The organism is Kaistia defluvii (assembly GCF_026343955.1).
Classification (GTDB): domain Bacteria; phylum Pseudomonadota; class Alphaproteobacteria; order Rhizobiales; family Kaistiaceae; genus Kaistia; species Kaistia defluvii.
This window is the reverse complement of the sequence record NZ_JAPKNI010000002.1, coordinates 1-26046: the sequence shown is the minus strand read 5'-3', so window position 1 is coordinate 26046 and position 26046 is coordinate 1. Positions and strand designations below refer to the sequence as shown.

Genomic DNA, 26046 nt, shown 5'->3' with positions numbered 1-26046 from the left:
GAGAAAGGCCGCTGTCGAAACAGCGGCCTTTCTCGTTTGGGAGCGATATCGGACCTTACTGGCCGATGTCTTCCTTGCGCATGCCGCCGACGCGGGCCAGCGGCCGGCCGGAATCGGTGACGGCGATCGCGACGACCATCTCGTGCTTCTTGGGAGCATCCGGAATGCGGACTTCCATGGCATCAAAGTGGCTGCGCACGCGCGCGTGGTCCTTGTGGCCGAGCGGGACGTCGATGACGGCGCCGATATTGGCGCGCTTCTTCGCCGACGGGATCAGCGCGTCGCCCTTGCCCAGCACCGCGCGGAACGGAGCGCCGAGCTTCGGGTGCATGATCGCCGCCGCATGCTCGAATTCGCCCTCTGCACCGACGATCACCGCCTTGCCGAAGCTCTCGACCTGGTCGCCGGGAATGCCCAGAAGCGCCACGGCCCGCCGGGGCAGGATGTCGCCGAGTTGCTCGCCCAGATCCATCAGTTCGCTCAGATCCTCGACATAGCGGCCCGAGGCTGAATTCGAGACGACCGCGACGGCCGACACCTTGCGGAAGGGCTGCGGCAGGACGACGTCGCCCTCGATCAGCGTCTCTTCCAGCGTCGTGACGATCTTGCGGATGACGGTCATCGCAGGCCGTCCTCGCCCTTGATGTCAGAGACGGCCAGACCGCCGACGCGGGCATGCACGCGCGAACCGGTGGTCATCGACAGGATCAGCACGATCTCGTCGGCGCGCGGCGCGTCCGGGACATTCACTTCGATGGCGTCGAAATGGCTGCGGACATAGGAGGCGTGGATATGGGTGATCGGGATGTCGATATTGGCGCCGACGCCGCCGACCTTCTTGGCCGAGGGAACGATCGCCTTGACGTCGCCGAGCAGCGCCCGCATCGCATGGCCGCCGGGCATGTGCCAGAGCGCGCCATGCTCGAGTTCACCGCCCTCGCCGACGATCGCACCCTTGCCATAGCCTTCGATGACCGACTTGTCGCCGCCGAGCGCATTGAGCAGGCGCGTCGACATTTCCAGGCCGAGCGGCTTCAGGTCTTCCATGAAGCCGGTGATGTCTTCCACATAACGGCCGGCATAGGGGTTCTTCACCACGGCCATGATCGTGCCGCGGCGGGGCGGATTGGCGGAAACGGGTCCACCCTCGTGAAAAATCTCCTCGATGCGGATGAGGAACTTCCGGACGACGACGTCGGTCATTTCAATCTCCTGAAGGGGTCAGTCGAGAGCGTCAGAGCGTTTTCAAGCGATGTGGGTGCCGGTTCGCGTGAAGAAAACGCGACCGGCCAAAGCTCTAGGTGCAGACAAAGGGCAGGCGCTCGGCCGGCGGCGTGTTGCGGCTGCGGCCGGAGCGGACGATGCCGTCGATGACGACCATGCCGACGCCGGGCAGATCGCCAAGCTGGATGCTGTCGAGCAGATCGCGGCCGGCCGAGTGCATCGCCTTGGCGAGGAACACGAAATCGGCGGGACGGCCTACTTCGATCAACCCGCTTTCCAGGCTGCGCATGCGTGCCGTATTGCCGGTGGCAAAGCACAGCGCGATCTCCGCCGGCACGTCGCCCAGCGACGACAGCAGCGAGATCATGCGCAGGATGCCGAGCGGCTGGACGCCGGAGCCGGCCGGGCCGTCGGTGCCGAGGATGACGCGCTCCATCTCGCCCATTTCGCGCGCGATGCGCAGCGCATAGAGCGCGGCGCGCTCATTGCCGTTGTGGACGATCTCGAGGCCGGCCTTGCAGCCTTCGCAGATGCAGCGGATTTCCAGATCCGGCAGGGCCGTGTGGCCACCATTGATGTGGCCGACGACATCGGTGCCCGCCGCCAGCACGACGTCGGCGCCGATCAGGCCCGAGCCCGGCACCGAGGGGCCGCCCGTGTGGATCGTCGACTGGATGCCGTATTTGCGCGCCCAGCCGACCATCTTGCCGGCCGTCTCGCCATCCTTGACGCTGCCGAGGCCGATCTCGCCGAGCAGGCGCACGCCAGCATCCGCCAGATCCTTGAAGTCCTGCTCGACCATGCCCTGCTCGATGATCGGAGCACCGGCATGAATCTTGACGCCACCGGGACGGAAATTGGTGAAGGTGCGCTGCGCGGCGATCGCCAGCGCCTTCAGGCCGACGATATCGGTCGGGCGGCCGGGCGTATGCACCTCACCAGCGGAAATCATGGTGGTGACGCCGCCATGCATGGTGCTGTCGATCCAGCCCAACTGGTTCTGGCGCGGCGTCCAGTCACCGGCAACGGGGTGGACGTGGCTGTCGATCAGCCCCGGAGCCAGCGCAGCCTGATTGGCGTCAATGACCTGGCTGGCGTCGTCGATGTCGACATCCTTCAGACGACCGATGGCCGCGATCCTGCCGTCGACGACGACAACCGTATCCGCGTCGAGGATCGGGTTTTCCATGGCGCCGCTAAGGACCATGCCGATATTGCGGATGACGAGTTTGCCCTTCGGCAGCGCCGAGACGGGATCGTGTGACATCGCTCTTCTCCATAACGCGAGATCGTCAAGCCTCCCTTCGTCAACTACACGCAAACTCATATGAGTTCAAACAATAATGATAAGGCAATCCCTATTAGCAACAGCGCTTTCGTGCTTTGCGTTTGGAGGACGACGGACGGAAAGCGAGAGACAAAGCCGGCATGAAATCGCATGTTTCGAGGCAGAAATGCCGCGTCAGGGCGAGGCGAGCGATCCGAGCGGGCGCAGGCATGCAAGCAGCCGCTCCGCCGCCGGCGACAGGCTCCTGCGCGATCGCGTGATGATGCAAAGCGTGCGCTTCAGAGAAAGATCGCGCAAGCCGACATGGCGGATTTGCGGGCTTTGAATCACCGAGGCCGCGAGCTTCGGCATCAGCGCCACGCCCATGCCCTGCGAGATCAGCGTGAGCTGCGCGATGGTGCCATGCGTGCGCAGCGTGCCGCGCCGGAATTCGGGCGGGATTTCAGGCGCGGCGGCGATCCGCTTGCCGATGCCGGTGCTCTCGTCGAGCGCGATAACGTCGGCTGCCGGGATCTCGGCGAGGTCGACCTCGGCGCGCCCGGCCAGCTTGTGATCGCGATGGCAGACCAGCACGAAAGGGTCGACATGGAACGGCTCGTAGTCGAGCTGGTCGGTCTCGTGCCAGCGTTCGGCCAGGCCAAAATCCACCACCCGGTCCAGCACCAGCGCCCCGATCCGTTCGGCGATGTCGTCATAGACGGTCACCTCGATCGCCGGATGGGCGGCATGGAAGGCACTGAGGGCCGGGGCGAGATGGAACAGCACCACAGACGGGGCGGCAGCCACCTTGACCGCGCCGCGCTCGATGCCGCCGACCCGGCGAAGATCGTCCAGCGCCATCTCGAAATCGGAGAGAACCCGGCGCGCCCCGGCCAGAAATTCCTCGCCGGCCTCGGTCGGCGTCACCGGCCGCGCCTCGCGATTGAACAGGCGCAGGCCGCAATCCGCCTCCAGCTGCTTGATCGTCTCGGTAAGCGCCGACGGGACAATACCGAGGCTGTCGGCGGCGCGGGTGAAGGATTGCTCCTGCGCGAGCGCCACGGCAGCGCGGAAATGCCGGATGCCGATGTTCGTTTTTTTCGAATGTTTTGTCATTTCATTCCAATGTTACGAAGCGGCTAGGCGTGGTTCAAGGGAGGCTCGAAAGGCTTCGCCATGATCCAATCCGTCCGTCCATTGACCGCCCCTCTCCCGGCCGAGCTCGCCAACTTCGCCGCGGCGCTGGTTGAGGCGGGCTTTGCCGGCGATGTCGCCTCCGACCACGCGGCGCGGGCCGCGATGGCCACCGACAACAGCGTCTACGAACTCGAACCCGACATCATCGTCGCGCCGAAAAGCGCTGCCGATGTCGAGATACTCATGGCCGTCGCCGACCGTCCCGCGTTCCGCCATCTCGCCGTGACGGCGCGGGGCGGCGGCACCGGCACCAATGGCCAGAGCCTCAATCGCGGCATCATCGTCAATTTCCAGCGCTTCATGACAGGGATCCTGGAACTGAACGCAGCCGAAGGCTGGGTCGATGTCGAGCCGGGCATCGTGCTGGACGAATTGAACGGCCTGATTGCGCATACCGGCCTGTTCTTCGCGCCGAACACCTCGACCTCGAACCGCTGCACCATCGGCGGCATGATCAGCACCGATGCTTCGGGCAAGGGCTCGCGGATCTATGGCAAGACCAGCGACAACGTCCTGGGCCTCGACCTGACGCTAAGCGGCGGCCGGACGATCCGCAGCCTCGAGCCACCGCCCGCCTGGGCCCAGTCCATGCTGGACGACATCGCCGATGCCTGCGACGCGGGCCGGCAGGCGTTGATCGACAACACGCCGCGCATCTCGCGGCGCTTCACCGGCTATGACCTCGAACGCGCGCGGCCGGCGCCGGACCGTCTCGAATGGTGGCGGCTGCTGCTCGGCGCCGAGGGGACGCTCGGCCTCGTCACGAAAATCCGCCTGAAGCTCACGCCGAAACCGGCGCACAAGCGGCTCGTCGTGGTCGCCTTCGACAGTTTCGCCGCCGCGCTGGCGGCCGGCGAGCCGATCCTCGCGCACGCGCCGCTGGCGATCGAGATCATGGACGACTGGGTGCAGCGGCTCGCCCGCGACGCCGGCCTGATGGACAGCCTGCCGGTCGCGCTTCGTGGGCATGCGGAGGCGCGGATTTCCTATCTCTTCGTCGAGTTCGTCGGCGAGGCGGAAGACGCCTTGGCGGACTTGGTCGCCCGCCTGATCGCCGACGCGGCACGGCTTCCCGGCGCCATCGGCAGCTATTGCGCCCGCGACGAAGCCGACAGCGCCAAGCTCTGGTCGACGCGCGCCGCCGCCGTCGGCCTGCTCGGAAAGCGCGAGGGCGCCCGCCGCCCAGTGGCCTTCGTCGAGGATTGCGTCGTGCCGGTCGAAAACCTCGTCGCGTTTGTCGACGGATTCGACGCGATCCTGAAAGGACATGGCCTGCGCTATGGCATTTACGGCCATATCGATGTCGGCTGCCTGCATGTCCGCCCGGCTCTCGATCTCGACGACCGAGCCGATCAGGCGACCTTCCAGGCGATTTCCGATGCTGTCTACGCGCTCTGCAAGCGGCATGGCGGCATCTTCTGGGGCGAACACGGCAAGGGGATTCGCGGCGCCTATTTGCCCGACTATGTCGGACCCGTCGCCTATGCCGCCTTCCAGCGGATCAAGCACGCCTTCGATCCGCTGGAGCGCTTCAATCCGGGCAAGCTGGTCACGGTCTCTCGCCGCCCGATCGGCATCGTCGATCTGCCATTTCGCCAGGGCAATGCCGTCGACGCCCCAGGCTTCGAGAAGGCGTTTCACTGCAACGGCAACGCGTCCTGCCTCACCTACAGCAGGACGGTGCCGATCTGCCCCTCCTTCAAGGCGACGCGCGATCTGCGCCAGTCGCCGAAGGGCCGGGCCGAGGCCGTGCGGAAATGGCGGCAGGCGCAGGAAGCCAACGACCCGGACCTGCCCGCGATCGGCCGCGACGCCTATGCAGCGCTCGACAGTTGCCTCGGCTGCAATGCCTGCGGCAGCGCCTGCCCGGTGCATGTCAGCGTTCCCACGCTGAAATCGCAGTTTCTCGCCGCCTATCACAATGACAATCGCCGGCCGCTGCGCGACCATGCGGCGGTCGCCGTCGAGGCCATGGCGCCGATGCTCGCCGCCCTGCGACCACTGGCACGACGGCTGATGCCCATGGCGGGCGTCATGGCGCGCGCCCTCGGCCTCATCGACCTGCCAGCGATCTCCGAGCGCGGCCTGCGCCAGCTTGGCCATCCGGTAGCCCGTCATACGGAGATCGGGACGGTCGCCACGGACGAGAAGACCGTTCTGGTGCTGGAGGATGCCTTTACCGCGACCTTCGATACGGCGGCCCTCGGGGCGGTATGCGACGGGCTGGCGGCGCTCGGCTACCGGCCCATCCTTGTCACCCTGCCGCCCGGCTCGAAGGCGGCGCATGTCAAAGGCATGCGCAAGCGCTTCGCCCGGCTGGCCGCCCGGCAGATCGACGCGTTGACGGAGCTTGAGAAGACCGGCCGCCCGATGATCGGAGTCGATCCCGCCTTCGTGCTCATGACCCGCGCCGAATTTCGCGAAGTGGCGCCATCCGTTCCGAAGATCCTGCTGGTGCAGGAATTCCTGCGCCAGCGGCTCGCTGCCGGTGATCCATGGCCGAAAGCTCTCGCCGCCGGGGGCGCGCCGAGGCTGATGGTCCATTGCACCGAGGCCTCTGCGGCGCCGCAGGCGCTCCGGCAATGGCAGGAAGTGTTCGCGGCGCTCGGCCTCCCGGTGCGGCCAACTCCGACCGGCTGTTGCGGCATGGCGGGCCTGTTCGGGCACGAGCAGCGCCAGCAGACCGTGAGCCGAACCCTGTTCGACGCTTCCTGGGCGCCGGCGCTGGCGGGCGAAGCGGCGGTGCTCGCCAGCGGCTTCTCGTGCCGCTGCCAGGTCGAGCGCCTTTCGGAAACCACGGCGCTGCACCCGATGGCTGCCATCGCCGCCGGGCTGAAGACCGGCTAGCGGCGCTTGGGCGCGGCGATCGAACCACGCAGCAGCACGTCGCTGCCGAGCATGATGCGGCGCGGCGGGCCATCAAGCCCCTTCAGGCGGTCAAGAAGCAGCCCGGCCGCCTGACGCCCGACCTCGACCATGTCGCGATCGATCACGGTGATCGGGGGGTAGACCAGTTCGCCCAGCAGCGCATCGTCGGCCCCGACGAAGGAGATATCGTCCGGGATCGACAGGCCGAGCAGCCGCACCGCCTTGAGCGCGCCATAGAAGATGTCGCTGCCGGCAGCGAGGATGGCGGTCGGCGGATTGGGTCCGGTCAGCAGGTCGTGCGTCTCCGCCATGCCGCGTTCGGCGCTCTGGGTCCGCGCGCGGATCAGCCAGTCGTCGATCGGCACGCCGGCCTTTTCCAACGCCCGCTTGAAGCCGACAACGCGGTCGCGCCCGGGCCGGATATTGTGCGAGGCGGTGATCAGGCCGATGCGCCGGTGGCCGAGTTGCAGCAACTGCTCGACCACGGTCTCGATCGGCTGCATGTGCTCGCTATAGACGACGTCGGCCTCGACCGGGATCTCGCGGTCCAGCACCACGACCGGCACACCCATGCGGGCGATTTCCTCGATCGTGCCCGTGGCCGTCTCGTCCGAGAGCGTCACGATCAGCCCGTCCATCTGGCGCTGCCGGGCCGCCTGCAGGAATTCGATCTCGCGCGCCGGCGAGCGGTTCGACGAGAAGGCGAACAGCATATAGCCCTCCGGTGCCAGCACGGTCTCCGCGCCCTGCGCGACGCGGGCGAAGACCTGGTTGGTCATGTCCGGGATCAGGAAGCCGATCGTCATGGTCTGGTTGGTGCGCATGGCGCGCGCCGCCGCATTCGGCTGGTAGCCGAGCTCGGCCATCGCCGCCAGCACGCGGGCCCGCGTTTCCGGCGCGACGCGCGGGCTTTCGCTGGCGACACGCGACACGGTTCCAATCGAGACGCCCGCCGTGGCCGCCACTTCGTGAATGGTCGGCTGACGCCGGCCGCCCGGCAACTTCCCTGACATAACGTTTACATCCCTAGCCTGTCTTCTGGCGGATCAGGGGCATGGACCGGCAATCGCATGCGCGTTTCCTCATTCGTGCAGGCTGCCATTGAGCCTATGCACAAGCAAGGATTATCGCACATTCTGATGTGAATTGATGGACTTCCAAACCTTGCCGGAGAGTTGTGTTGACGTTTACATCGTCCTGCCATTCTATGGATCAACTCGCCAACAGGGGCGGAAGACGCATGCCTGCGGACCGACCGATACCGCCGTAAAAGTGCCGGCGTCCCTGGGCGAGGTCGCGAAAGGGAGAGGAAACATGGATCCATTCAAACGTCGGCAACTCGGCCGCACCGATGTGATGCTGCCACAGATCGGCTTCGGCGCGGCACCGCTGGGCGAGTTGTTCACCAAGGTGTCCGACAGTGACGCGGAGGCGACGCTGAAGTCTGCCTGGGACGCCGGCGTGCGCTATTACGACACCGCCCCCTGGTATGGCCGGGGCCAGAGCGAGCACCGCGTCGGCCGTTTCCTCTACAAGCAGGACCGCAACGAGCTGATCCTCTCGACCAAGGTCGGCCGCATCCTGCGCGCGCCGATCCAGAAACCGGACCAGTTCGATACCGGCTTCTGGTCCGGCGGCCTGCATTTCGATCACTATTTCGACTACAGCTATGATGGCGTCATGCGCGCCTATGAAGACAGCCTCCAGCGCCTCGGCATGAACCGCATCGACACGCTGGTGATCCATGATCTCGACTGGTGGCACCGCGGCTCGGAACCCATGGTGCAGGCGGGCTTCGCCCAGCTCGCCAATGGCGGTTTTCGCGCGCTCGCCGATCTGAAGGCGGCCGGCCGCATCCGCGCCATCGGCGCCGGCATCAACGAACTCGGCCTGATCCCGCGCTTCCTCGAACTGTTCGACATGGATTTCTTCCTGCTGGCGCTGCGCTACACGCTGGGCGAACAGGAGACGTTGACGACGGAACTGCCGCTCTGCGTCGAGCGGAAAGTCGGCATCATCATCGGCGGCGTGTTCTCGTCCGGCCTCTATGCCACGGGCCCGGTGCCGGGCGCGAAGTACAACTATTTCGAGCCGACGCCGGACATCCTGGAAAAGGCGCGCCGCATCGCCGAGGTCTGCCAGCGCCACAACGTGCCGCTGCCGGCCGCGGCGCTGCAGTTCCCGCTGCACCATCCGGCCGTCACTTCCGTCATCCCCGGCGCGTTCAAGCCGGAACAGGTAACGACCAATCTCGACTATGTCCGGCTCGATATCCCTGGCGATCTCTGGGCCGAGCTGAAGCACGAAGGCCTGATCCGCGCCGACGCGCCGACGCCGTAGGGTTCGGGACTCGGCATTCCCCCTCTCCCGTCCACGGGAGAGGGGCAGAAAGATGCAACGCCCGCCGGGCTTCCCGACCGCCTAGACGACGGGGAGCGAACCGCCATCGATGCGGAATTCGGCCCCGGTGATCGACGCCGCGCGGTCGGAGGCCAGAAAGGCGATCAGCTCGGCGACTTCCGTCGGCGTGTTGGGTCGGCCGATCGGGATGCCGCCGATCGCCTTCATCAGCTCGGCGCGCGCGGTGTCAAAGTCCGACCCGGCCTTGTCCGCAAGCCGCTCGACCAGCGCCACCGACGACTCGGTTTCCGTCCAGCCCGGCGAAACCCGCACGACGCGAACGCCCCTGGGGCTGACCTCCTTGGACAGGCCCTTGCTGTAATTGGCCAGCGCGGCCTTGGCGGCGGCATATCCAAGCGTCGATTCGAACACCGGCGATTGCGCCTGGATCGACGTCACATGCACGATCACGCCGGAGCCCTGCTCCAGCATCGAAGGCAGCAGCGCGCGGTCGAGGCGAACGGCGGAAAAGAAGTTGAGGTTCATCTCCCTGGCCCACTCGCCTTCGTCCAGGGCGGCGAAGCCTCCGCCCGGTGCGTGCGAACCGCCCAGCGCGTGAACGACAATGTCAACGCCACCCAGCCGCGAGAGCACGGCCCCGGCGACGCTGGCACAGCCCTCGATCGTGGCGACGTCGGCCGCGATCGAGATCAATCGGTCGTCGGCACTTTCCGGGGCGGTCCGCGCCACGCCAAGCACGGTCGCGCCGCCTTCCCGAAACTTGAGCGCCGTCGCACGGCCGATGCCGCGACTGGCGCCGGTGACGAGGACACGCTTGCTGTGAAAATCGGACCCCATCAGCCGATTTCCAGCGAGCGGATCTCATCGCCCGCGAGGGCGAAGCGCTGCGTCAGCTGCACCGGCGAACCCGGGAACTCGCCACGGACCCGGACCGAGACGACATGAACGCCATCCTGTTCGCGGGCCCCCAGCACCTCGGTTTCGTGCTTGTATTGCGCATAGGCGTTGGCCGCCCAGGTCGCGATGGCGGCGCGTCCGGTCCGGACCGCGCCCTCGTCGCGCACCACGCCGTCAACGGCGAAGCCATGGGCGAGCGCTTCGAAATCATGGGCGGCGGCGGTCGAATAATAGGCGGTGACAGGATGGGGAAGTTTGTCGGTCATGGCTCACTCCGTTGCATGAAGCCAAGACATGCGAGTAGGCTGCAAAAATGACAAGAACCGACGAAAAAGTAAGGTACGAACCAAAAAGTAAGGTCGATGCCAGCGGCGCGCCCTACACGCCGCAGACCGCGGCGTCCGATGTCGCGGCGACGCTCGGTATTCTGGAGGGGCGCTGGAAGCTGCTCATCCTGTTCCATCTGTTCGACGGAAGGGAACACCGCTTCTCCGAGCTGGAGCGGGCCATGCCGGGCATCTCGCAGAAGATGCTCATCCAGCAGCTGCGGCAACTGGAGAGCGACGGCGTGGTTCGCCGCATCGTCCACCATCAGGTGCCGCCCAAGGTGGAGTATCGCCTGACCGAATGGGGCCAGGCGCTTTGTCCGGCGCTCGATGCGATCCTCGTCTGGGCGGCGGCCCGCGAAAGGCTGGCCGACGCCGGGACTGTCGCGGAGCCATCGCCTCAATAGGTGGCGCGGCCGCCCGAGAGGTCGAAGGTGGCGCCGGTGGTGAAGGAGTTTTCCTCCGACGACAGGAAGCAGATCATCGAGGCGGCTTCCGAAAGCTCCAGCATTCTGCCGCGCGGGATCTTCGCCAGGATATAGGCGAGGAATTCCGGCGCCTGGCTCAGCGCCATGGTCGTCTTGGCCACGGCCGGCGTCACGGCGTTGACCGAGATGTTCTGCGTCGCCAGTTCCTTGCCGAGCGATTTCGTCAGCGCCAGCACGCCCGCCTTGGTCGAGGAATAGGCGACCGCGTTCGGGTTGCCTTCCTTGCCGGCGACCGAGCTCACATTGACGATGCGGCCGTAATTGCGCGCGATCATGTGCGGGACGACGGCGCGGCAGCAATGGAAGGTGCCGGTCAGGCCGATATGGACGACGTCGCTGAAAGCCTGCGGCGGATATTCCCAGGTCGGGGCGTTCGGGCCGACGATGGCGGCATTGTTGATCAGGATGTCGATCTGGCCGAAATGGCCGATCACCGCCGCCGTCGCCGACTCGACCGAAGCCAGATCGCCGATGTCGACGGCGCGGCCCTCGACATTCGCGCTGCCGATCTCGGCAATCGTCTTCTCGAGCAGCGCGGAATCGCGGTCCCAGATCGAGACCTTGCCGCCCGAGGCGAGGATGCGCTCGGCGACGGTCCGGCCGATGCCCTGGCCGCCGCCGGTGACGATGGCGACGCGGTCCTTGAAATCATAGTGGTTCATGATGGCTTCCGTTGCGACGGCGGGGCCTCGAGGGGCTCGCCGCCGGTGCGAAGAGGTGGATATGACAATGCCCGCGACGGGCCGAAGCACGTCGCGGGCATCGAACGGAACCGACGGATCAGAAGTTGAAGTCGGCGATATTGGTCTTGTCGAAGGTGGTGAGATCGGCCTGCGTCTTGATCACGCTGTCCTTCTCGACCGTCACCTTGCCGAGGCCCGGCACTTCGAAGACGGTGCCTGCCTCGTTCTTGATCGTGCCGTTCTTGACGCCGACGGCGAAGTTGGCGGCGAGCAGCCCCTGATTGTAGGGGCTCCAGAGCTGGAACGCCTCGACCGTGCCGTTCTCGATGAAGCGGCGCATCTGGTTGGGCGTGCCGAGGCCGACGACCTTGACCTTGTCGGCCTTCTTGGCCGTCTCGACGACCTGGGCGGCGGCGGCAACGCCGACCGTCGTGGGCGAGATGATGCCCTTCAGGTTCGGGTAGTTGGCGAGCAGGGCCTCGGTCTCGGTGGTCGACTTCTGCGGATCGTCATCGCCGTAAGCGATGGTGACCAGCTTCATCTTGGCATATTTCGGATCCTTCTCGAGCGTATCCTTCATCGCTGCGATCCAGACATTCTGGTCGGGCGCGTCGGTGGTGGCCGAGAGGATGGCGATCTCGCCCTCATAGCCGATCTGCTTGCCGAGCAGTTCGACCTGCGACGGGCCGGTCTTGGTGAAATCGACCGGCAGGATGGCGGCGTCGCGGTGCGTCTCGTTGCCCGGCATGTCGGAATTGACCGACAGGATGATCGTGCCCTTGGCGCGGGCGCGGTCGAACACCTGGTTCAGCGCATCCGGGCTGTTGGGCGAGATGGCGACGACGTTGACGCCGCGCTGGATCTGCGCGGTGACGAACGGGATCTGCGAGGTGGCCTCGGCCGAGGCCGGAGCGACGGTGGTGAACTCGCAACCGAGCGTCTTGCAGCCGTCCTCGAAGCCCTTGATGATCGAATCGAAGTACGGGTTGCCCGTGTTCTTCGGGATGTAGACGATCGAGACCGGGTCGCCGGCATAGGCCGCGCCGGAGAGAAGCGTCGCACCGAGTGCGACGGCGAGCATCAGGTTCCTTCTCAGCATTTTCAGTTCCTCCCTGTTCGTGCTGTGTTTAGCTTCCCGTCAGCGCTGGCTACGGGCATAGATCGCGTTGGTGGCGATGATGGAGACGATGAGCAGCAGGCCCATGACGGTGAGCTGCGCATTGATGGCAATGTTGGCGACGGTCATGCCGGTGGCGATGATGACCAGCAGCCAGGCAGCCAGGAACGTTCCCAGGATCGAGCCGCGACCGCCGAAGATGTAGGTGCCGCCCAGCATGACGATCAGCACCATGGTCAGTTCGCCACCGGTGGCGAGGTCGTAGCGGACAGAGCCGAGGCGCGAGGCGACCATCAGGCCTGCGATCGAACTCACCAGCCCCGAGGCGATGAACAGGCCCATCTTGATGCGGCGGACCCGGATGCCGGCATGGATGGCGGCGATCTCGCTGGTGCCGATCTGGTAGATCTGGCGGCCATAGATGGTGATGCCGAGGAACAGGCCGAGCAGGATCGACGCGGCGATGAAAATCAGCACCGGCACCGGCACGATGCCCACCATGCGGTAGTCGATGCCGACGAACCACGACGGAAAGCCGCTGATCGACTTGTCGCCGGCCAGCACCTGCGCCAGGCCGCGGTAGAGAATCAACGTGCCGATGGTGACGATGATCGAGGGCAGCCGCAGCACCGTGACAAGCACGCCGTTGAAGGCGCCCATGACCAGGCCGGACAGCAGGCTGACGCCCATCGCGACCGGGATCGGCGCGCCGGCCTTGAAGGCGGTGCCGAACAGGCAGGCGGACAGCGCCATCTGCGCGGCGGGCGACAGGTCGATCTCGCCGGAGATGATGACGATGGTCAGGACCAGCGCCACGATCGCGAACTCGATGTAATAGGTCGAGCTTTCCAGGATGAAGCCGAGATCGGCAAAGAAGGGCGACAGCCGGGTCGCGACGATGGCCGCGATCACCAGCAGCAGCAGCGTCACCACTTCCGGCCGGATCAGCCAGACCTGCCAGCGCGGGCGGGGGGCCGCAGCCTCGCGAACGATCACGCGGGGCGGGGTGGCGGGAATCGGCGATTTCTCGATCGAGTTCATGCGCCACCTCGGGCAAGCAGGCCGCGCAGGCCGCCCTGGCGGACGGTGCGGTCGATGACGAGGGCGATCAGGATGATGCCTCCATAGATGGCGTTCTGCCAGAAGCCGGAGACGCCGAGGATCGGCAGCGCCACCTGCACCGAACCGAGCAGCAGGACGCCGAGCACGGTGCCGGCGACCGACCCGACGCCGCCATTGATCGAGACGCCGCCGATGACCACCGCCGCGATGACGGTGAATTCGAAGCCGACGCCGGTGATGCCCGGGTTCACATAGCCGAAGCGCGCCGCGTAGATCAGGCCGGCGAGGCCCGCCAGCGCGCCCGAGAGCGTGAAGACGAGGATGGTCACCGGCATGACGCGGATGCCGCGCAGGGGCGCTGCCACCGGATTGGAGCCGATCGCGTAGATCTGGCGGCCGATCTGGCTGTAGGTCAGGAAGAGCCAAGTGGCGAAGGCGACGCCAAAGGCGATGATCACGATCCACGGAATGTCGATCGGCGAGGTCTGCGCCATGCGGATCAGCGGCTCGGGAATGTCGTTCGGGTCGATCTGCTTCGAGCCCGACAGGATGAACAGCAGGCCGCGATAGAGGCTGAGCGTGCCGAGCGTGACGATGATCGAGGGCAGCTTGAATACCGTCACGACCAGGCCGTTGACGAAGCCGAGCGCCGCCCCCGACAGCACGCCGACGGCAAAGCCGACGAACAGCGGCAGTTCGGGGTGATCGCGAAACACCATGCCGGCGGCGATGGCCGAGAAGCCGAGGATCGAGCCGATCGACAGGTCGACGTGGCGGGCGACCAGCACCATCATCTGGCCCATCGCCGCGACCAGGATCAGCGGCACGGCGAGCAGCACGATGCGCAGCGTCTCGGTTGAAAAGAAGCGCGGCTGGATCAGGCTGACCACAGCCACGAACAGCACGAGCATGACGAAAATGCCGGCCTCGCGGGCGCGGAACAGGCGGGAGACTTGGTTCATGCCGCCGCTCCCGAGACCGTATGGCGGCCGGAACGCGGCACGGCGGCGTGCATGATCGTTTCCTGGCTCGCCTCGGCGCGCGGAATATCAGCCGTCAGCTTGCCTTCGGACATGACGAGGATGCGGTCGGACAAGGCGAGCAACTCGGGCAATTCGGAGGAAATCAACAGGATCGCGCGACCACCGGCGGCGAGTTCGCCGATCATGTCGTAGAACTCGGCCTTGACGCCGATGTCGATGCCGCGCGTCGGCTCGTCGAGGATTAGGATGTCCGGCTCGGCCAGCAGCCAGCGCGCGAGGATCGCCTTCTGCTGGTTGCCGCCCGAAAGCTCGCCGATCGGCTGGCGCACGGAAGCGAGCCGGATCGACAGCTTCTCGACCGATTCCTTCGCCAGCGCCTTCTCGACCGTCCGGCGGATGATGCCCTTGGGCGCGATCCGCTTCGGCACGGCGGCGGTGATGTTGGTCTCGACCGACAGCGAGCGGAAAATGCCGGCGATGGCGCGGTCTTCCGAGACCAGCGCGATGCCGAGCCCGATGGCGTCGGTCGGCTCCTTGATCGTCACCGGCTTGCCGTCGATCTCGATCACGCCGGAGGTCGCCGGCGCGACCCCGAATATGGCACGGGCGACATCGGTGCGGCCAGCTCCGACCAGCCCGCCGAGGCCGACGATCTCGCCCTTGCGGATATCGAAAGAGATGTTCTCGAACCGGCCCGGCAGGGTCAGCGCGCGCACCGAAAGGGCGACATCGCCGACATGGCTGGTACCGCGATGCAGGTAATCCGCCACGGGGCGGCCGATCATGCGGCGGATGATGTCGGCGTCGGTCAGGCTCGCCGTCGTCGCCGTCTCGATCTTGTCGCCATCGCGGAAGATCGTGACGCGATCGCAGATCGCGCGCACTTCCTCCAGCCGATGCGAGATGAAGATGATCGTCCGGCCCTCTTCGCGCAGCCGGCGGACAATCGTGAACAGGGTCTCGACCTCCTTCGGCGTCAGCGCGGCGGTCGGCTCGTCCATGATGATCAGCCGGCTGTCGGAGGCGAGCGCGCGGGCGATCTCGACCATCTGCTGGTCGGCGATCGACAGGCCGCGCATCGGCACCGTAACGTCGATCGGCACATTCAGCAGGCTCATCAGCCGGCGGGCTTCCTTGGCAAGCTCCGCCCAGCGAACGCGGCCGAGCGGCTTTCCGCCGACCTGGCCGATGACGAGGTTTTCCGCCACCGACAGGTCCGGAAACGAGATCGGCTCCTGGTGGATCAGCGTGATGCCGAGGCGCTGCGCGGCGATCGGCGATTGGATCTCGACCGGCTTGCCGCCGAGCTCGATCGTGCCGCGCGTCGGCCGGTGCACGCCGGCCAGGATCTTGGCGAAGGTCGACTTGCCGGCGCCGTTCTCGCCCAGCAAAGCGTGCACTTCGCCCGGCATCAGGTCGAGATCCACGTTCCGAAGAACCTCGACGCCGCCAAAGGATTTCGAAATGCCGCGCGCGGAGACGAGCGGCGCAGAACCTGTCATCGAGCCGTCTCCAGGCGATAGAAGCGGACGGCATTGTCGCGCCAGAATTTTTGACGCTCGATGTCGGTAGTGGAAGCGAGAACGTCGTCGAGGATGGACACCCAGCGGCGGAACTCGATCGCCTGCACGGCGACCGGCCAGTCGCCGCCGAACATCACGCGGTCGAAGCCGAAGGCGTCGATGGCGACCTGGACGTATCGCTTCAGTTCGTCCCCGGTCCAGTTGGCGTGATCTGCCTCGGTGGCGACGCCGGAGATCTTGCACGAGACATGCGGCAGCTCGGCCAGCTGATGCATCTGGCTCGCCCACGGCTCCATCACGCCGTCCTTGATCGCCGGCTTGCCGATGTGATCGAGGATCATCGGCACTTCCGGTATCTGCGCGGCGAATTTCAGCACATTCGCCATGTGGCGATGATCGACGCAGATGTCGAAGGAGAGACCGAAATCAGCAAGCGTGCGCACGCCCTCGATGAAATCGGGCCGCAGGCAGAAATCGAGATCCGGCTCGAACTGGATGATGCGACGGATGCCGCGCAGGATATCGTGGCGGGCCAGCCGCTCGACATCGGCGGCGACGGTGCGCCCCTTTTCGAGCGGCGCCCAGGCGACCATGCCTTTTATGCGCGGATCAACCTTGGCGAGGCCGGCGATCCATTCCGCCTCCTGCTCATACTGTGCGGGATCGACCTCGCATTGCAGGAACACCATGGCCTCGACGTCGAGCCCTTCCGTCGCCGCATCGTAGCGGTCGAGCCCATAGGCCTGGTCGAGCACGGGATTGCCGTCGAGCCAGGCATAGCGAAGCTTCTTCGGATCCCAGAGATGCAGATGCGTATCGACGATCGGACCGCGCGGCATCAGATGCCCCTCGCCCGGATTGCCACGACCATAGCTCCGCCGACCTTGCGCATGCGCTTCCCTCCCATCCACGGCATTCCTCAATGCCGCAAAGGCGCCTCCACCCAGCGCCTTTTCCTCATGTAAACGTCAACACGCCGTCTTGCCCGCGTCAAGCGGCATTCGTCCGCTGCTACCGGATTTTCAAGGGGAGCCGGTTGAGCGGGAGAACGTGAAACCCCTTATATTCCTTGAATTCTTGCCAACAGAGCGCCCCGCCAGAACTCCGACGGCAAGCTGGGCCAAGGTGGAAACGATGCTCATCCCGAACGGTTTCGGGAACCGCACGCGGCGATCCGCGGCACGCGAGCGGAAGAGACGGCCGCAGCGGCCGGCGTCAGGACGAAGCGGCACCGCCCCGCCTGCCGTCGACGGACTGACGGATCTCGGAGGCGGCCTCGCAATCCGGCCGATCGTTGGGAGAACGCCGCCTCATCCGACCCGCAAGCGCGGCCGACGGCGAACGGTCTCAGTGCTCGGGCGCCGCGGTCATCAGCGAGGTCGCCGGGGACTGCGATTGAAGGACATATCGCTCGAACTTCGCGAGAACGTCATGGATGATCTGCTCCTGCGATCTGCCCATGATGTCGTAGCCGCGGCTGCCATCCGCGAAGAAGGTGTGAGCCTCGTAGCGATAATTGGCCTTCGTCGCATCATAGGCGTTGAAGGCCGGCAGTTTGTGCTCCGCCCGCCGCACGCCGTAGATGAAGTTGCGGACATCATCGGCCGGGGCTGTCAGCGAGATGGTTCCGGTCTCGCGATCATACTCCACGGACGCCGCTCGCGAGCGAGCCTGCAACTCCTTCGCCACGGCATGCAGCGCTGGGCTGACCGCCGTTTCCAGGAACCGGTCGACGTCCCGGGCAACCGGCGCGCGCAGCAGCATCGCAAGCCGCTTCTGCCAGGCCATGCCCGAAGCGGGATAGGCCTGGGGAACCGTCGCGGCACGGGTCTGGCTGTTTGCGACGTCGGCCTTCATGCCCACGAACAGCGACCAGACCAGAACCAGCATGACGATGGAGAACGGGAGCGCCGTTGCGATGGTGGCGGATTGCAGCGCGGACAGGCCGCCACTGGCCAGCAGGACGGCGGCGACGATGCCGCTCAACATGCACCAGAAGACGCGCTGGAGGTAAGGCGTGTCGGTACGGCCGCCAGACGCGATCGTGTCCATGACGAGCGAACCTGAATCGGCCGACGTGACGAAGAAGATGACGATCAGCATCACGGCCAGGGCCGATGTCACGGCGGGGAATGGCAGATACTGGAAGAACTGGAACAGCGCCACGGACAGATCCGCCTGCACGTCCTTGGCCAAGGCGCCGCCCGCCACTCCGGAATCGATTTCGATCGCCGTGTTTCCAAACACCGTCATCCAGAAGAACGTAAAGCCCGCCGGCAGGAAGAGGACGGCGATCACGAATTCACGCACGGTTCGTCCGCGCGAGATCCGCGCGATGAACATGCCAACGAAGGGCGACCAGGAGATCCACCACGCCCAATAGAACAGCGTCCACTTGTCGATCCAGGGGCGCGGCTCATAGGCGTAGATATTGAAGGTGCGCAGCACGATGCTGTCGAGATACAGCCCGATGTTCTGCACGAAGTCGCGCATCAGCATTCCCGTAGGGCCGACGAGAAGCACGAACAGCATCAGGAGCACGGCGACCGACAGATTGAGTTCGCTCAGAATGCGGACCCCCTTGTCGAGCCCGCTGGTGACGGAGGCCGTGGCGATCATCGTGACGCCGACGACAAGCAGGATCTGGACGGAAAGCGATACCGGCACGCCGAGCAGGTAGTTCAAGCCGGCATTGATCTGCAGGACGCCGAAGCCCAGCGACGTCGCCAGTCCGAACATGGTTCCACAAACAGCGAACACGTCCACGGCATGGCCGATGGGACCGTGGATTCTCTCCTTCAGCAGCGGATACAGACCGGACCGGATCGTGAGCGGGAGATTGTAGCGATAGCCGAAATAGGCGAGCGAAAGGCCGACCACCGCATAGATGGCCCAGGCGTGAATCCCCCAGTGGAAGAAGGTGACGCTCATGGCTTCGCGCTTCGCGGCGATCGACAGCGGCACGGCTTCCGGCGGCGCCGCGAAATGCGTCATCGGCTCGCCAACGGCAAAATACATCAGGCCGATACCCATGCCGGCCGCGAACAGCATCGACAACCAGGAGAGAAAGCGGAAATCGGGCTCGGAATCGTCCGGCCCCAATTTCAGATCGCCAAACCGGCTGAAGGAAAGCAGAATCATGGCGATCAGAAAAATTCCGACCGCCAGAAGGTAGAGCCAGCCAAACCCGGACAATATGGCGGCCTGCATGCCGCTGAAAATCTCGTCAGCCTGCTGGGGGAAGACAACCCCGACACAAACGAACAGAGCGATAATCGTCGTAGATCCGAAGAATACTGGCGTATTGATGACAAATTTCGGCACGCGCGCGCCTCCGGATTGCTGCGAACTTGTGCAACCCAGATTAGACCAAGCCGCGCTCGCGATAAATCAAAAGATCCCGGGAGACCTGGTCAGCGATGGTCGCGATGCCTTCCAAAAAGGAACCGCAATCCACCCGGATTTCCGCGGGAAACGCGATAGAGAGACCCTCAGCGCCCCTTCATCAGCGCCATGAACTCGGCCTCGAAGCGGGGGCGGTCGACGGTCATGGCGACGTTGGCGTTGTGGAACGGGATCGCCGTGCGGCGGCGATCGGCGACCGTCGAGCCGCGCGTCAGCTCGCCGTTCAGCTCGATGTCGACATACATGCGCTCGAGGCCGACCAGGGTCGGATCCTCGGCGACGGCGACCGCCAGCGGATCGTGCAGGCCGCAGCCCTGGATGCCCGGATACATCGTCTTGTAGGCATCGACATAGAAGGACGTGATCTTCATCAGCGTCTGCGCCGCGTGATCGCCCTCGCGGGTGATCTCGTCCATCATGTCGGTCGAGAGCAGCGTCGTCATGGTGACGTCCATGCCGACCAGCGTGACGTTGGCGCCGGCCTGCAGCACGATGTGGGCGGCTTCCGGATCATTGGCGAAATTGGCATCGACCATCGGCGCGATCGGGCCATGGATGCCCGGATGCAGGATCGTCGAACCCATGACGACGATCTCCTTCACCAGCTTGGCGATTTCGGGCGCCTTGGTGATGGCGAGCGCGACATTGGTGATCGGGCCGACCGGGCAGAGCGTGATCTCGCCGGGGTTCTCCTTGATGACGCGGATCATCAAATCGATCGCGTGCTCGTCGGTTGCCTTGATCTTCGGCGCCGGCAATTCGACGTCGCCCAGCGCGTTGGAGCCATGGATATGGTCGGCCATGCGCTTGTAGGGGCGTATCAGCGAGCGGCCGACGCCCTGCGCCACCGGGATCTCCGGACGGCCGAGCAGTTCCAGGATCTTCAGCGTGTTCTCGGTCGCGATCACCGTGTCGGTGTTGCCGAAGGTGGTGGTCAGCGCCTCCAGCTGAATGCCCGGGCGGCGGACGGCATAGAAGATCGCCATGGCGTCGTCGACGCCGGTGTCGACGTCGAGGATCATGCGGCAGGTTTCGGTCATGGCGAAGTTCCTTGGAGGGTAGAATGGGTCAGGCGTGCGCGGTGATCGTCTCGGCCGCGCGGCGCTTCAGCCGCTTGCGATGGCTGAGCGCGAGCGCCAGCAGCGTCACGACATAGGGCACGACATCGGTCAGCTGGTTGGGCAGGCCCTGGCTCTGCAGGCGGACCGACAGCGCATCGGCGACGCCGAACAGCACGCAGGCGAGCGCCGCCCAGAGCGGATGATTGCGGCCGAGCATCACGGCGACGACGGCGATCCAGCCGCGGCCGGCGCTCATGTCCTCGGAAAAGATGCTGACCGTGCCGAGCGAAAGTTGCGCACCGCCAAGGCCGGTGAGGCCGCCGGCGAACAGCACGGTAGCCACGCGGTAGCGCGTCACGTCGATGCCCATGGTGCCGGCGGCACTCGCATCCTCACCGACGCCGCGCAGGCGCAGGCCCAGCGGGGTGCGGAACATCATGATCGTTACGGCGGCGGTCAGGATCCAGGCGAGCCACGTGATCGCAGTCTGGCGGGAGAAGATCCAGCCGATCCAGGGGATGGTGTTGATCGCGTCGATGCGGATCCTGGTCAGGCCGACAATGCCCGGATTGGAGAAGGTGCCCGAGACGCCGAACATCTGCCGCAGCAGATAGGCCGTGAGCCCGGCCGCGAGCAGGTTCATGCCGATGCAGATGACGACGCTGTCGCCTTTGAACACCGTCGCGCCATAGGCGAGGATCAGCGAGAACAGCACGGTGAAGACGATCGCAAACAGCACGCCGCCAAGCGCGCTGCCGGTGGCGTAGGAGCCGACGACGGCGGCGAAGGCGCCGACCAGCAGCTGGCCTTCCATCGCCATGTTGAACACGCCAACCCGGCCGCAAAGCGTGCCGGCGAGCGCCGCCAGCAGGATCGGCGTGATCGACTGAACCGCCGAATTGACCAGCGACGGCGTGATGAAGCTCATCAGGCTCATGACGACTTCCTGCCGACGCCGTGGCGGATCGCCAGGAACAGGATGATGACGGATTGCAGGATCATGGTCAGCACGCGCGGGATCGCGGTCTCGCGCTGCATGGCGAAGCCGCCCGTCTGCAGGCCCGCGAAAAACAGGCCGGCGCAGATCGCGCCGAGCGGTGCGCCACCGGCGAGCAGCGCCGCCATCAGGCCGGACCAGGTGTAGCCCGGGGTCAGCAGCGCGCCGTCCTGGTAGCGATAGAGCGAGCCGAGCACGAGGATGGCGCCGACGAGGCCGGCGATGGCGCCACTGGCAAACATTACGCGCACCTGCTGCGCCGCGAGGCGCACGCTGCCATAGCCGGCGAATTTGGCGTTCAGCCCGCGCATGCGCAGTTCATAGCCGCCCACCGTGCGACGGTCATAGAAGACGACGGCGACGGCGACGATCGCCATCAGGATCAGGCCGATGTTGAGCGGGCCGGAGATGACCGGCAGCCTTGCCGCGTCGGGGATCATCCGGGTCTGGGCGAGGCCCGTCGCCATGTCGCGCAGCGGGAAGCCGACGAGATAGGAGGCGATGCCGATCGCGGGATAGGAGAGCAGCAGGGTCGAGATCAGCATCGGGATGCCGAAGCGCGTCTCGCCCCAGGCGGCGAGCGACGCGTAGAGGCCCGAAGCGACCATGGCGCAGAGGATGGAGGCCGCGATCAGCAGCGGACCGGGCAGCGGCAGATAGAGCGCGGCCATCGCCGCGGCGAGGCCGCCAATGACCAGCTGGCCGTCGCCGCCGAGATTGACCATGCCCCCCCGCAGCGGCAGCGCGGCCACCAGCGTCATGCCGACCAGGGGCACGGCCCAGTTGAGCGTGTTCGGCCAGTTCGACGGCGCCAGGGCCCCGATCAGGATCTCGCGATAGGCGGCGATCGGATCACCGCCGGAAGCCAGCACCAGCAGTCCGCCGATCAGAATGCCGATGCCGATCGCCAGCGGCACGGCCGGGACACGCGGCAACCTTGGGGCCCGCAAACTACGCTCGCTCATGCGGCCTCCGTTCCGTCGCTCAGGTGAGCCTCGCCGACACGGCCGGCCATCAGCAGGCCGAGCGTTTCCTCGTCCGCCTCGGCGGCCGGGAGTTCGGCCAGGATGCGGCCGTCGAACATCACCAGCACGCGGTCGGAAAGTGCCAGGATCTCGGTCAGCTCGGCGGAGACCAGCAGCACCGCGCCGCCGCGATCGCGCTCGGCGACGAGCTGGGCGTGAATGAATTCGATCGCGCCGACATCGACGCCGCGCGTCGGCTGCTCGGCGATGAGAAGCGGCGCGGCATGCGAAAGCTCGCGCGCGACGACGACCTTCTGCAGATTGCCGCCCGACAGCGTGCCGACGGCGAGCTGCTCCGACCCGATCTTGACGCCAAAGCGATCGATCAGCTTTTTCGCATGCGCGGTGACGGCGCCGGCGTCGAGCAGGCGGCCGTTGGAAAGCGGCGGCTTGCGCTGGAATCCCATGGCCAGATTGTCGGCGGCGGAGGCGGCCAGCGCCGTGCCGGTCGTGGCGCGGTCTTCCGGGATATAGGCGAGGCCGGCGTCGCGGTGGCGCTCGACATCGAGCGCCGTCACGTCGGCGCCGTTTATGGCAACCTTGCCGCCATCCGGGATGCGCAAGCCGGTCAGCGCCTCGATCAGTTCGGTCTGGCCGTTGCCGGCAACGCCGGCAATGCCGACGATTTCTCCCGCGCGGATTGCGAGATCGACGCGGTCGACCACCGGCTTGCCGCCATCGGTGGCGACGGTAAGGCCGCGCGCCTCAAGCACCACGGCGCCCGGTTCGGACGGCCGCTTCTCGACGGTCAGGTTGACCGCGCGGCCCGTCATGGCGCGGATGATCTCGCGCGCGGAAGTCTCGGAAGTCACCATCCGATCGACCACCTTGCCGTCGCGCAGCACGGTGACGCGGTCGGTGATCGCCATCACCTCATGCAGCTTGTGGGTGACGAACAGGATGGTGCGGTCGTCGGCGGTCAGATTGCGGATGATGTCGAACAGGCCGTCGCGCTCCTGCGGCGTCAGCACGGCGGTCGGCTCGTCGAGGATCAGCACGCGGGCATCGCGATAGAGCGCCTTCAGAATCTCGACGCGCTGGCGCACGCCGACCGAAAGCTGGCCGACGACCGCATTCGGATCGACCTGCAGGCGATATCGATCGGCCAGCGCCGCGACGCGGCGGGCCGCCTCGCGTCGGTCGATGAAGCCGAAGCGGGTCGGCTCCATGCCATAGACGACGTTTTCCCAGACGGTCAGCGAATTGAACAGCTTGAACGCCTGGTGGACCATGCCCATGCCGGCGCCGATGGCATCCAGCGCCGAGCGATAGCGCATCTCGGCGCCGCGCAGAAAGATCTGCCCGGAATCGGGCGCCTGCATACCGTAGAGGATCGACATCAGCGTCGACTTGCCGGCGCCGTTCTCGCCCATCACGGCGTGAACCTCTCCGCTGAGCACGGAGAGGTCGATGTGGTCATTGGCGACGAGAGGCCCGTAGCGCTTGACGATGCTTCTGGCTTCGAGCTCGATCGTCGACATACCGAGGTCAGGCCGCCCTTACTTGGCGAGCTGCATCGGATCGGCGACCTTCACCGTTCCGGCAACGACCTCGTCGCGCAGCGCCTTCACCTTGGCGACAACGTCCGGCAGCTTGGCGATCAGGCAGCCCGATTCCTTGAGGCCCGGCTCCAGGCTGGTGAGCGTCATGCCGCCCTCGGCGAGGCCGTAGGTGGCGAAGGCCGGCTGGTCGCCCTTGAACAGGCCAGCGACACCCTTCTCGATGACGGTGTCGGTGCGCTTCTGGACATTGTCCATGATCAGGCCCGGCGCCTGCGGGCACTGGTTGGTGTCGACGCCGAAGGCGGCCGCGCCCGGCAGGTCTTCCATGGCCTTGAAGATGCCGCCATTCGAGCCCGCGCCGGCCGCCATGACACGATCGACATTGTCGGAGACCATGACGCTGGCGCGCTGCTGGCCGCGGGCCGGATCCGAGAACGGGTTGTTGCCGCCGATCCAGAGCGACGGGGCGATCTCGATCTCCGGCTTCACATGCTTGGCGCCCTCGTTGAAGGGGTCGGTGTAGCGATGGATGAAGGGGATATCGAGCGCGCCGATGGCGCCGACCTTGCCGGTCTCGCTGGTCAGCGCCGCCTCGGCGCCGGCCAGGAAAACGGCCTCATATTCGCGGAACACCGAGCAATGGATGTTGGCGACCGGGGTCTGCGGGCAGCTGTCGACCAGAAGGAACTTGGTGTCCGGATAGGCCTTGGCGACTTCCGGCAGCACGTCGTTGAACTCGAAGCCGACGGCGATCACCACCTTGGCGCCTTCCTTGGCGGCGGCGTCGAGGTTCTGGCGGATCGTGGTCGGGTCCGTGCTCTCATAGATCTTGGCGGTCGCGCCGGCGGCTTCCGCCGCCTTTTCCGTGCCGGCCTTGGCGAGCTTCAGGAAGTCGTTCACGCCGACCGGATTGGGCGAGACGAAGACGACCAGCGGCTTGGCATCCTGCGCCTGCGCCGTCGTCACCGCCATCAGCGCAGCCGCGCCAGCCAAAAGCCCCCGAAGCCTCATCTGCAATCTCCTGCATGTGGAATGGCCGCGAAGATATCGACTCGTTGATGGCGCCACAACTGCGATTGACCGCATATCGATCATGCCTATTCTGGACGCAGCCGATACCCTTGCGCGTCCAGTGACTTGCCCTGTGTACGGGTTGCCCCGCCCCTGCCGATGATTGGATTCTCGATGTCGAAATACGTCACCCACCGCCCCGAAAAGGCTCTCCCGCTGCGCAAGAGCCGGGTGTTTCCCGTGCATGCCGGCAAGGGCTTCATCGTCACCGGCGGATCGGGCGGCATCGGCAAGGCGATCGCGGAACTGCTGATCGCGCAGGAAGCGCGCGTCGTCATCGCCGATCTCCGCCAGGAAACGGTCGACGCCACGGTCGAGACGCTGGGCGGCGCGGCCGGCGGCTGCTTCGGCATCGCCATGGACGTCGCCTCGGAAGCTTCGGTCGCGGATGGCGTCGCCAAGGCGATCGACCTGCTCGGCCGCGTCGACGGCCTGGTCAATTGCGCGGCCATCGTGCTGCATTCCGACCCGCTGGCGATCTCGCGCGCCGACTGGCAGGAGCAGTTCGAGATTAATCTGTTCGGCGCCTATGACATTTCGCGGCTGGTCGCGGCCCACATGATTGAACATGACATCCAGGGCGCCATCGTCTCGATCGCTTCGGAAGCCGGCAAGAAGGGCCATGTCGAGTCGCTCGCCTACAGCGCTTCCAAGGCCGGCATGATCTCGATGACGCGCATGCTGTCCGAGGCGCTGGCTCCCTATGACATCAACGTCAATTGCGTCTGCCCGGGCGGCGTGGCGACGCCGATGCTGAAGGAAGTGTCGGAAGCCTATTCGGAATTCACCGCCGAGCCGGCGCCTGATATCTTCGACAAGATGCTGTCGGCGCAGTTGGTGCGCCATCTGCAGCCGGTGGAGGTGGCGCGCGTCACCTCCTTCCTGCTCGGCGACGACGCCATGCTGGTCCGCGGCCAGGCCGTCAACGCGGATGCGGGCGAGACGCCGTATTGAACGTCTGCTCGACAGAGACGAACTCGTCGAGAAGC

At 65.9% G+C, this 26046-nt stretch carries 23 protein-coding genes; 4 read left to right on the top strand and 19 right to left on the bottom strand.

What is annotated here, in order from left to right:
• Positions 1-55: 55 nt before the first annotated feature.
• From OSH10_RS04560 to OSH10_RS04545, 4 genes are all read right to left on the bottom strand, one after another.
• Positions 56-622: an amino acid synthesis family protein gene (locus OSH10_RS04560; RefSeq protein WP_266330426.1), complete on the bottom strand. Its 567-nt coding sequence runs from the start codon at positions 620-622 to the stop codon at positions 56-58.
• A complete protein-coding gene (locus tag OSH10_RS04555; protein ID WP_266330425.1) occupies positions 619-1203 on the bottom strand; it encodes an amino acid synthesis family protein in 585 nt (194 codons plus the stop codon). Before OSH10_RS04555 ends, OSH10_RS04560 begins: the two co-directional genes overlap by 4 nt.
• Before the next feature lie 94 nt (positions 1204-1297).
• A complete protein-coding gene (locus OSH10_RS04550) occupies positions 1298-2491 on the bottom strand; it encodes an amidohydrolase family protein (RefSeq protein ID WP_266330424.1) in 1194 nt (397 codons plus the stop codon).
• A gap of 195 nt (positions 2492-2686) precedes the next feature.
• Positions 2687-3607 (bottom strand): LysR family transcriptional regulator, encoded by a 921-nt coding sequence (locus OSH10_RS04545; RefSeq protein WP_266330423.1) that lies wholly within the window; start codon positions 3605-3607, stop codon positions 2687-2689.
• A 60-nt stretch (positions 3608-3667) separates the two neighbouring features.
• Here OSH10_RS04545 and OSH10_RS04540 point away from each other — a divergent pair, with 60 nt between their 5' ends.
• The gene (locus OSH10_RS04540) at positions 3668-6535 is read left to right on the top strand and encodes an FAD-binding and (Fe-S)-binding domain-containing protein (RefSeq protein ID WP_266330422.1); all 2868 of its coding nucleotides are present in this window, start codon (positions 3668-3670) and stop codon (positions 6533-6535) included.
• Here the strand turns inward: OSH10_RS04540 and OSH10_RS04535 are convergent.
• The gene (locus OSH10_RS04535) at positions 6532-7569 is read right to left on the bottom strand and encodes a LacI family DNA-binding transcriptional regulator (RefSeq protein WP_266330421.1); all 1038 of its coding nucleotides are present in this window, start codon (positions 7567-7569) and stop codon (positions 6532-6534) included. The two genes, OSH10_RS04540 and OSH10_RS04535, sit on opposite strands and share 4 nt — an antisense overlap.
• Before the next feature lie 301 nt (positions 7570-7870).
• Here OSH10_RS04535 and OSH10_RS04530 point away from each other — a divergent pair, with 301 nt between their 5' ends.
• Positions 7871-8896, top strand: a complete 1026-nt coding sequence (locus OSH10_RS04530; RefSeq protein WP_266330420.1) for an aldo/keto reductase — start codon at positions 7871-7873, stop codon at positions 8894-8896.
• Between the two features lie 81 nt (positions 8897-8977).
• Here OSH10_RS04530 and OSH10_RS04525 read toward each other — a convergent pair whose 3' ends face one another.
• Together OSH10_RS04525 and OSH10_RS04520 are read right to left on the bottom strand one after the other, a co-directional pair.
• Positions 8978-9754, bottom strand: a complete 777-nt coding sequence (locus OSH10_RS04525; protein ID WP_266330419.1) for an SDR family oxidoreductase — start codon at positions 9752-9754, stop codon at positions 8978-8980.
• Positions 9754-10080, bottom strand: coding sequence for a nuclear transport factor 2 family protein (locus OSH10_RS04520; RefSeq protein WP_266330418.1), 327 nt, complete (start codon positions 10078-10080; stop codon positions 9754-9756). Before OSH10_RS04520 ends, OSH10_RS04525 begins: the two co-directional genes overlap by 1 nt.
• Positions 10081-10127: 47 nt before the next feature.
• Between OSH10_RS04520 and OSH10_RS04515 the strand changes: the two genes are divergently transcribed.
• Entirely contained in the window at positions 10128-10547 is a 420-nt protein-coding gene (locus OSH10_RS04515; protein ID WP_266330417.1) for a winged helix-turn-helix transcriptional regulator, read from the top strand.
• Here the strand turns inward: OSH10_RS04515 and OSH10_RS04510 are convergent.
• From OSH10_RS04510 to OSH10_RS04455, 12 genes are all read right to left on the bottom strand, one after another.
• Positions 10541-11290, bottom strand: a complete 750-nt coding sequence (locus tag OSH10_RS04510; RefSeq protein ID WP_266330415.1) for an SDR family NAD(P)-dependent oxidoreductase — start codon at positions 11288-11290, stop codon at positions 10541-10543. The genes OSH10_RS04515 and OSH10_RS04510 overlap by 7 nt on opposite strands.
• A gap of 118 nt (positions 11291-11408) precedes the next feature.
• Positions 11409-12410 carry a substrate-binding domain-containing protein gene (locus tag OSH10_RS04505; protein ID WP_266330414.1) on the bottom strand — a complete coding sequence of 334 codons (1002 nt, stop codon included), beginning with the start codon at positions 12408-12410 and terminating at the stop codon, positions 11409-11411.
• A gap of 39 nt (positions 12411-12449) precedes the next feature.
• Positions 12450-13469 carry an ABC transporter permease gene (locus tag OSH10_RS04500; protein ID WP_266330413.1) on the bottom strand — a complete coding sequence of 340 codons (1020 nt, stop codon included), beginning with the start codon at positions 13467-13469 and terminating at the stop codon, positions 12450-12452.
• A complete protein-coding gene (locus OSH10_RS04495) occupies positions 13466-14452 on the bottom strand; it encodes an ABC transporter permease (RefSeq protein WP_266330412.1) in 987 nt (328 codons plus the stop codon). The genes OSH10_RS04500 and OSH10_RS04495 overlap by 4 nt, the downstream gene beginning before the upstream one ends.
• Complete coding sequence (locus OSH10_RS04490; RefSeq protein WP_266330411.1) at positions 14449-15975, bottom strand: sugar ABC transporter ATP-binding protein; 1527 nt, start codon at positions 15973-15975, stop codon at positions 14449-14451. Before OSH10_RS04490 ends, OSH10_RS04495 begins: the two co-directional genes overlap by 4 nt.
• On the bottom strand, positions 15972-16835 hold the full coding sequence (locus OSH10_RS04485; protein ID WP_266330410.1) for an amidohydrolase family protein: 864 nt from the start codon (positions 16833-16835) through the stop codon (positions 15972-15974). Before OSH10_RS04485 ends, OSH10_RS04490 begins: the two co-directional genes overlap by 4 nt.
• Positions 16836-17343: 508 nt before the next feature.
• A complete protein-coding gene (locus OSH10_RS04480) occupies positions 17344-19320 on the bottom strand; it encodes a BCCT family transporter (RefSeq protein ID WP_266330409.1) in 1977 nt (658 codons plus the stop codon).
• 167 nt (positions 19321-19487) lie between these two features.
• Positions 19488-20441: a nucleoside hydrolase gene (locus OSH10_RS04475; protein WP_266330408.1), complete on the bottom strand. Its 954-nt coding sequence runs from the start codon at positions 20439-20441 to the stop codon at positions 19488-19490.
• A 28-nt stretch (positions 20442-20469) separates the two neighbouring features.
• A complete protein-coding gene (locus OSH10_RS04470; RefSeq protein ID WP_266330406.1) occupies positions 20470-21399 on the bottom strand; it encodes an ABC transporter permease in 930 nt (309 codons plus the stop codon).
• The gene (locus OSH10_RS04465; protein WP_266330405.1) at positions 21396-22424 is read right to left on the bottom strand and encodes an ABC transporter permease; all 1029 of its coding nucleotides are present in this window, start codon (positions 22422-22424) and stop codon (positions 21396-21398) included. Before OSH10_RS04465 ends, OSH10_RS04470 begins: the two co-directional genes overlap by 4 nt.
• On the bottom strand, positions 22421-23965 hold the full coding sequence (locus OSH10_RS04460; RefSeq protein ID WP_266330404.1) for an ABC transporter ATP-binding protein: 1545 nt from the start codon (positions 23963-23965) through the stop codon (positions 22421-22423). Before OSH10_RS04460 ends, OSH10_RS04465 begins: the two co-directional genes overlap by 4 nt.
• A gap of 18 nt (positions 23966-23983) precedes the next feature.
• A complete protein-coding gene (locus OSH10_RS04455; protein WP_266330403.1) occupies positions 23984-24997 on the bottom strand; it encodes a BMP family ABC transporter substrate-binding protein in 1014 nt (337 codons plus the stop codon).
• A 174-nt stretch (positions 24998-25171) separates the two neighbouring features.
• Between OSH10_RS04455 and OSH10_RS04450 the strand changes: the two genes are divergently transcribed.
• Positions 25172-26011: an SDR family NAD(P)-dependent oxidoreductase gene (locus tag OSH10_RS04450; RefSeq protein WP_266330402.1), complete on the top strand. Its 840-nt coding sequence runs from the start codon at positions 25172-25174 to the stop codon at positions 26009-26011.
• The last annotated feature ends 35 nt before the right edge of the window (positions 26012-26046 follow it).

What these genes read in the sequence shown, in the direction of transcription:
- OSH10_RS04465 (WP_266330405.1), bottom strand. Translation starts at nt 22,424, where the DNA reads ATGAGCGAGCGTAGTTTGCGGGCCCCAAGGTTGCCGCGTGTCCCGGCC.
- OSH10_RS04560 (WP_266330426.1), bottom strand. Translation starts at nt 622, where the DNA reads ATGACCGTCATCCGCAAGATCGTCACGACGCTGGAAGAGACGCTGATC.
- OSH10_RS04490 (WP_266330411.1), bottom strand. Translation starts at nt 15,975, where the DNA reads ATGACAGGTTCTGCGCCGCTCGTCTCCGCGCGCGGCATTTCGAAATCC.
- OSH10_RS04450 (WP_266330402.1), top strand. Translation starts at nt 25,172, where the DNA reads ATGTCGAAATACGTCACCCACCGCCCCGAAAAGGCTCTCCCGCTGCGC.
- OSH10_RS04550 (WP_266330424.1), bottom strand. Translation starts at nt 2,491, where the DNA reads ATGTCACACGATCCCGTCTCGGCGCTGCCGAAGGGCAAACTCGTCATC.
- OSH10_RS04500 (WP_266330413.1), bottom strand. Translation starts at nt 13,469, where the DNA reads ATGAACTCGATCGAGAAATCGCCGATTCCCGCCACCCCGCCCCGCGTG.
- OSH10_RS04515 (WP_266330417.1), top strand. Translation starts at nt 10,128, where the DNA reads ATGACAAGAACCGACGAAAAAGTAAGGTACGAACCAAAAAGTAAGGTC.
- OSH10_RS04525 (WP_266330419.1), bottom strand. Translation starts at nt 9,754, where the DNA reads ATGGGGTCCGATTTTCACAGCAAGCGTGTCCTCGTCACCGGCGCCAGT.
- OSH10_RS04475 (WP_266330408.1), bottom strand. Translation starts at nt 20,441, where the DNA reads ATGACCGAAACCTGCCGCATGATCCTCGACGTCGACACCGGCGTCGAC.
- OSH10_RS04470 (WP_266330406.1), bottom strand. Translation starts at nt 21,399, where the DNA reads ATGAGCCTGATGAGCTTCATCACGCCGTCGCTGGTCAATTCGGCGGTT.
- OSH10_RS04545 (WP_266330423.1), bottom strand. Translation starts at nt 3,607, where the DNA reads ATGACAAAACATTCGAAAAAAACGAACATCGGCATCCGGCATTTCCGC.
- OSH10_RS04510 (WP_266330415.1), bottom strand. Translation starts at nt 11,290, where the DNA reads ATGAACCACTATGATTTCAAGGACCGCGTCGCCATCGTCACCGGCGGC.
- OSH10_RS04520 (WP_266330418.1), bottom strand. Translation starts at nt 10,080, where the DNA reads ATGACCGACAAACTTCCCCATCCTGTCACCGCCTATTATTCGACCGCC.
- OSH10_RS04455 (WP_266330403.1), bottom strand. Translation starts at nt 24,997, where the DNA reads ATGAGGCTTCGGGGGCTTTTGGCTGGCGCGGCTGCGCTGATGGCGGTG.
- OSH10_RS04540 (WP_266330422.1), top strand. Translation starts at nt 3,668, where the DNA reads ATGATCCAATCCGTCCGTCCATTGACCGCCCCTCTCCCGGCCGAGCTC.
- OSH10_RS04460 (WP_266330404.1), bottom strand. Translation starts at nt 23,965, where the DNA reads ATGTCGACGATCGAGCTCGAAGCCAGAAGCATCGTCAAGCGCTACGGG.
- OSH10_RS04505 (WP_266330414.1), bottom strand. Translation starts at nt 12,410, where the DNA reads ATGCTGAGAAGGAACCTGATGCTCGCCGTCGCACTCGGTGCGACGCTT.
- OSH10_RS04535 (WP_266330421.1), bottom strand. Translation starts at nt 7,569, where the DNA reads ATGTCAGGGAAGTTGCCGGGCGGCCGGCGTCAGCCGACCATTCACGAA.
- OSH10_RS04495 (WP_266330412.1), bottom strand. Translation starts at nt 14,452, where the DNA reads ATGAACCAAGTCTCCCGCCTGTTCCGCGCCCGCGAGGCCGGCATTTTC.
- OSH10_RS04530 (WP_266330420.1), top strand. Translation starts at nt 7,871, where the DNA reads ATGGATCCATTCAAACGTCGGCAACTCGGCCGCACCGATGTGATGCTG.
- OSH10_RS04485 (WP_266330410.1), bottom strand. Translation starts at nt 16,835, where the DNA reads ATGCCGCGCGGTCCGATCGTCGATACGCATCTGCATCTCTGGGATCCG.
- OSH10_RS04555 (WP_266330425.1), bottom strand. Translation starts at nt 1,203, where the DNA reads ATGACCGACGTCGTCGTCCGGAAGTTCCTCATCCGCATCGAGGAGATT.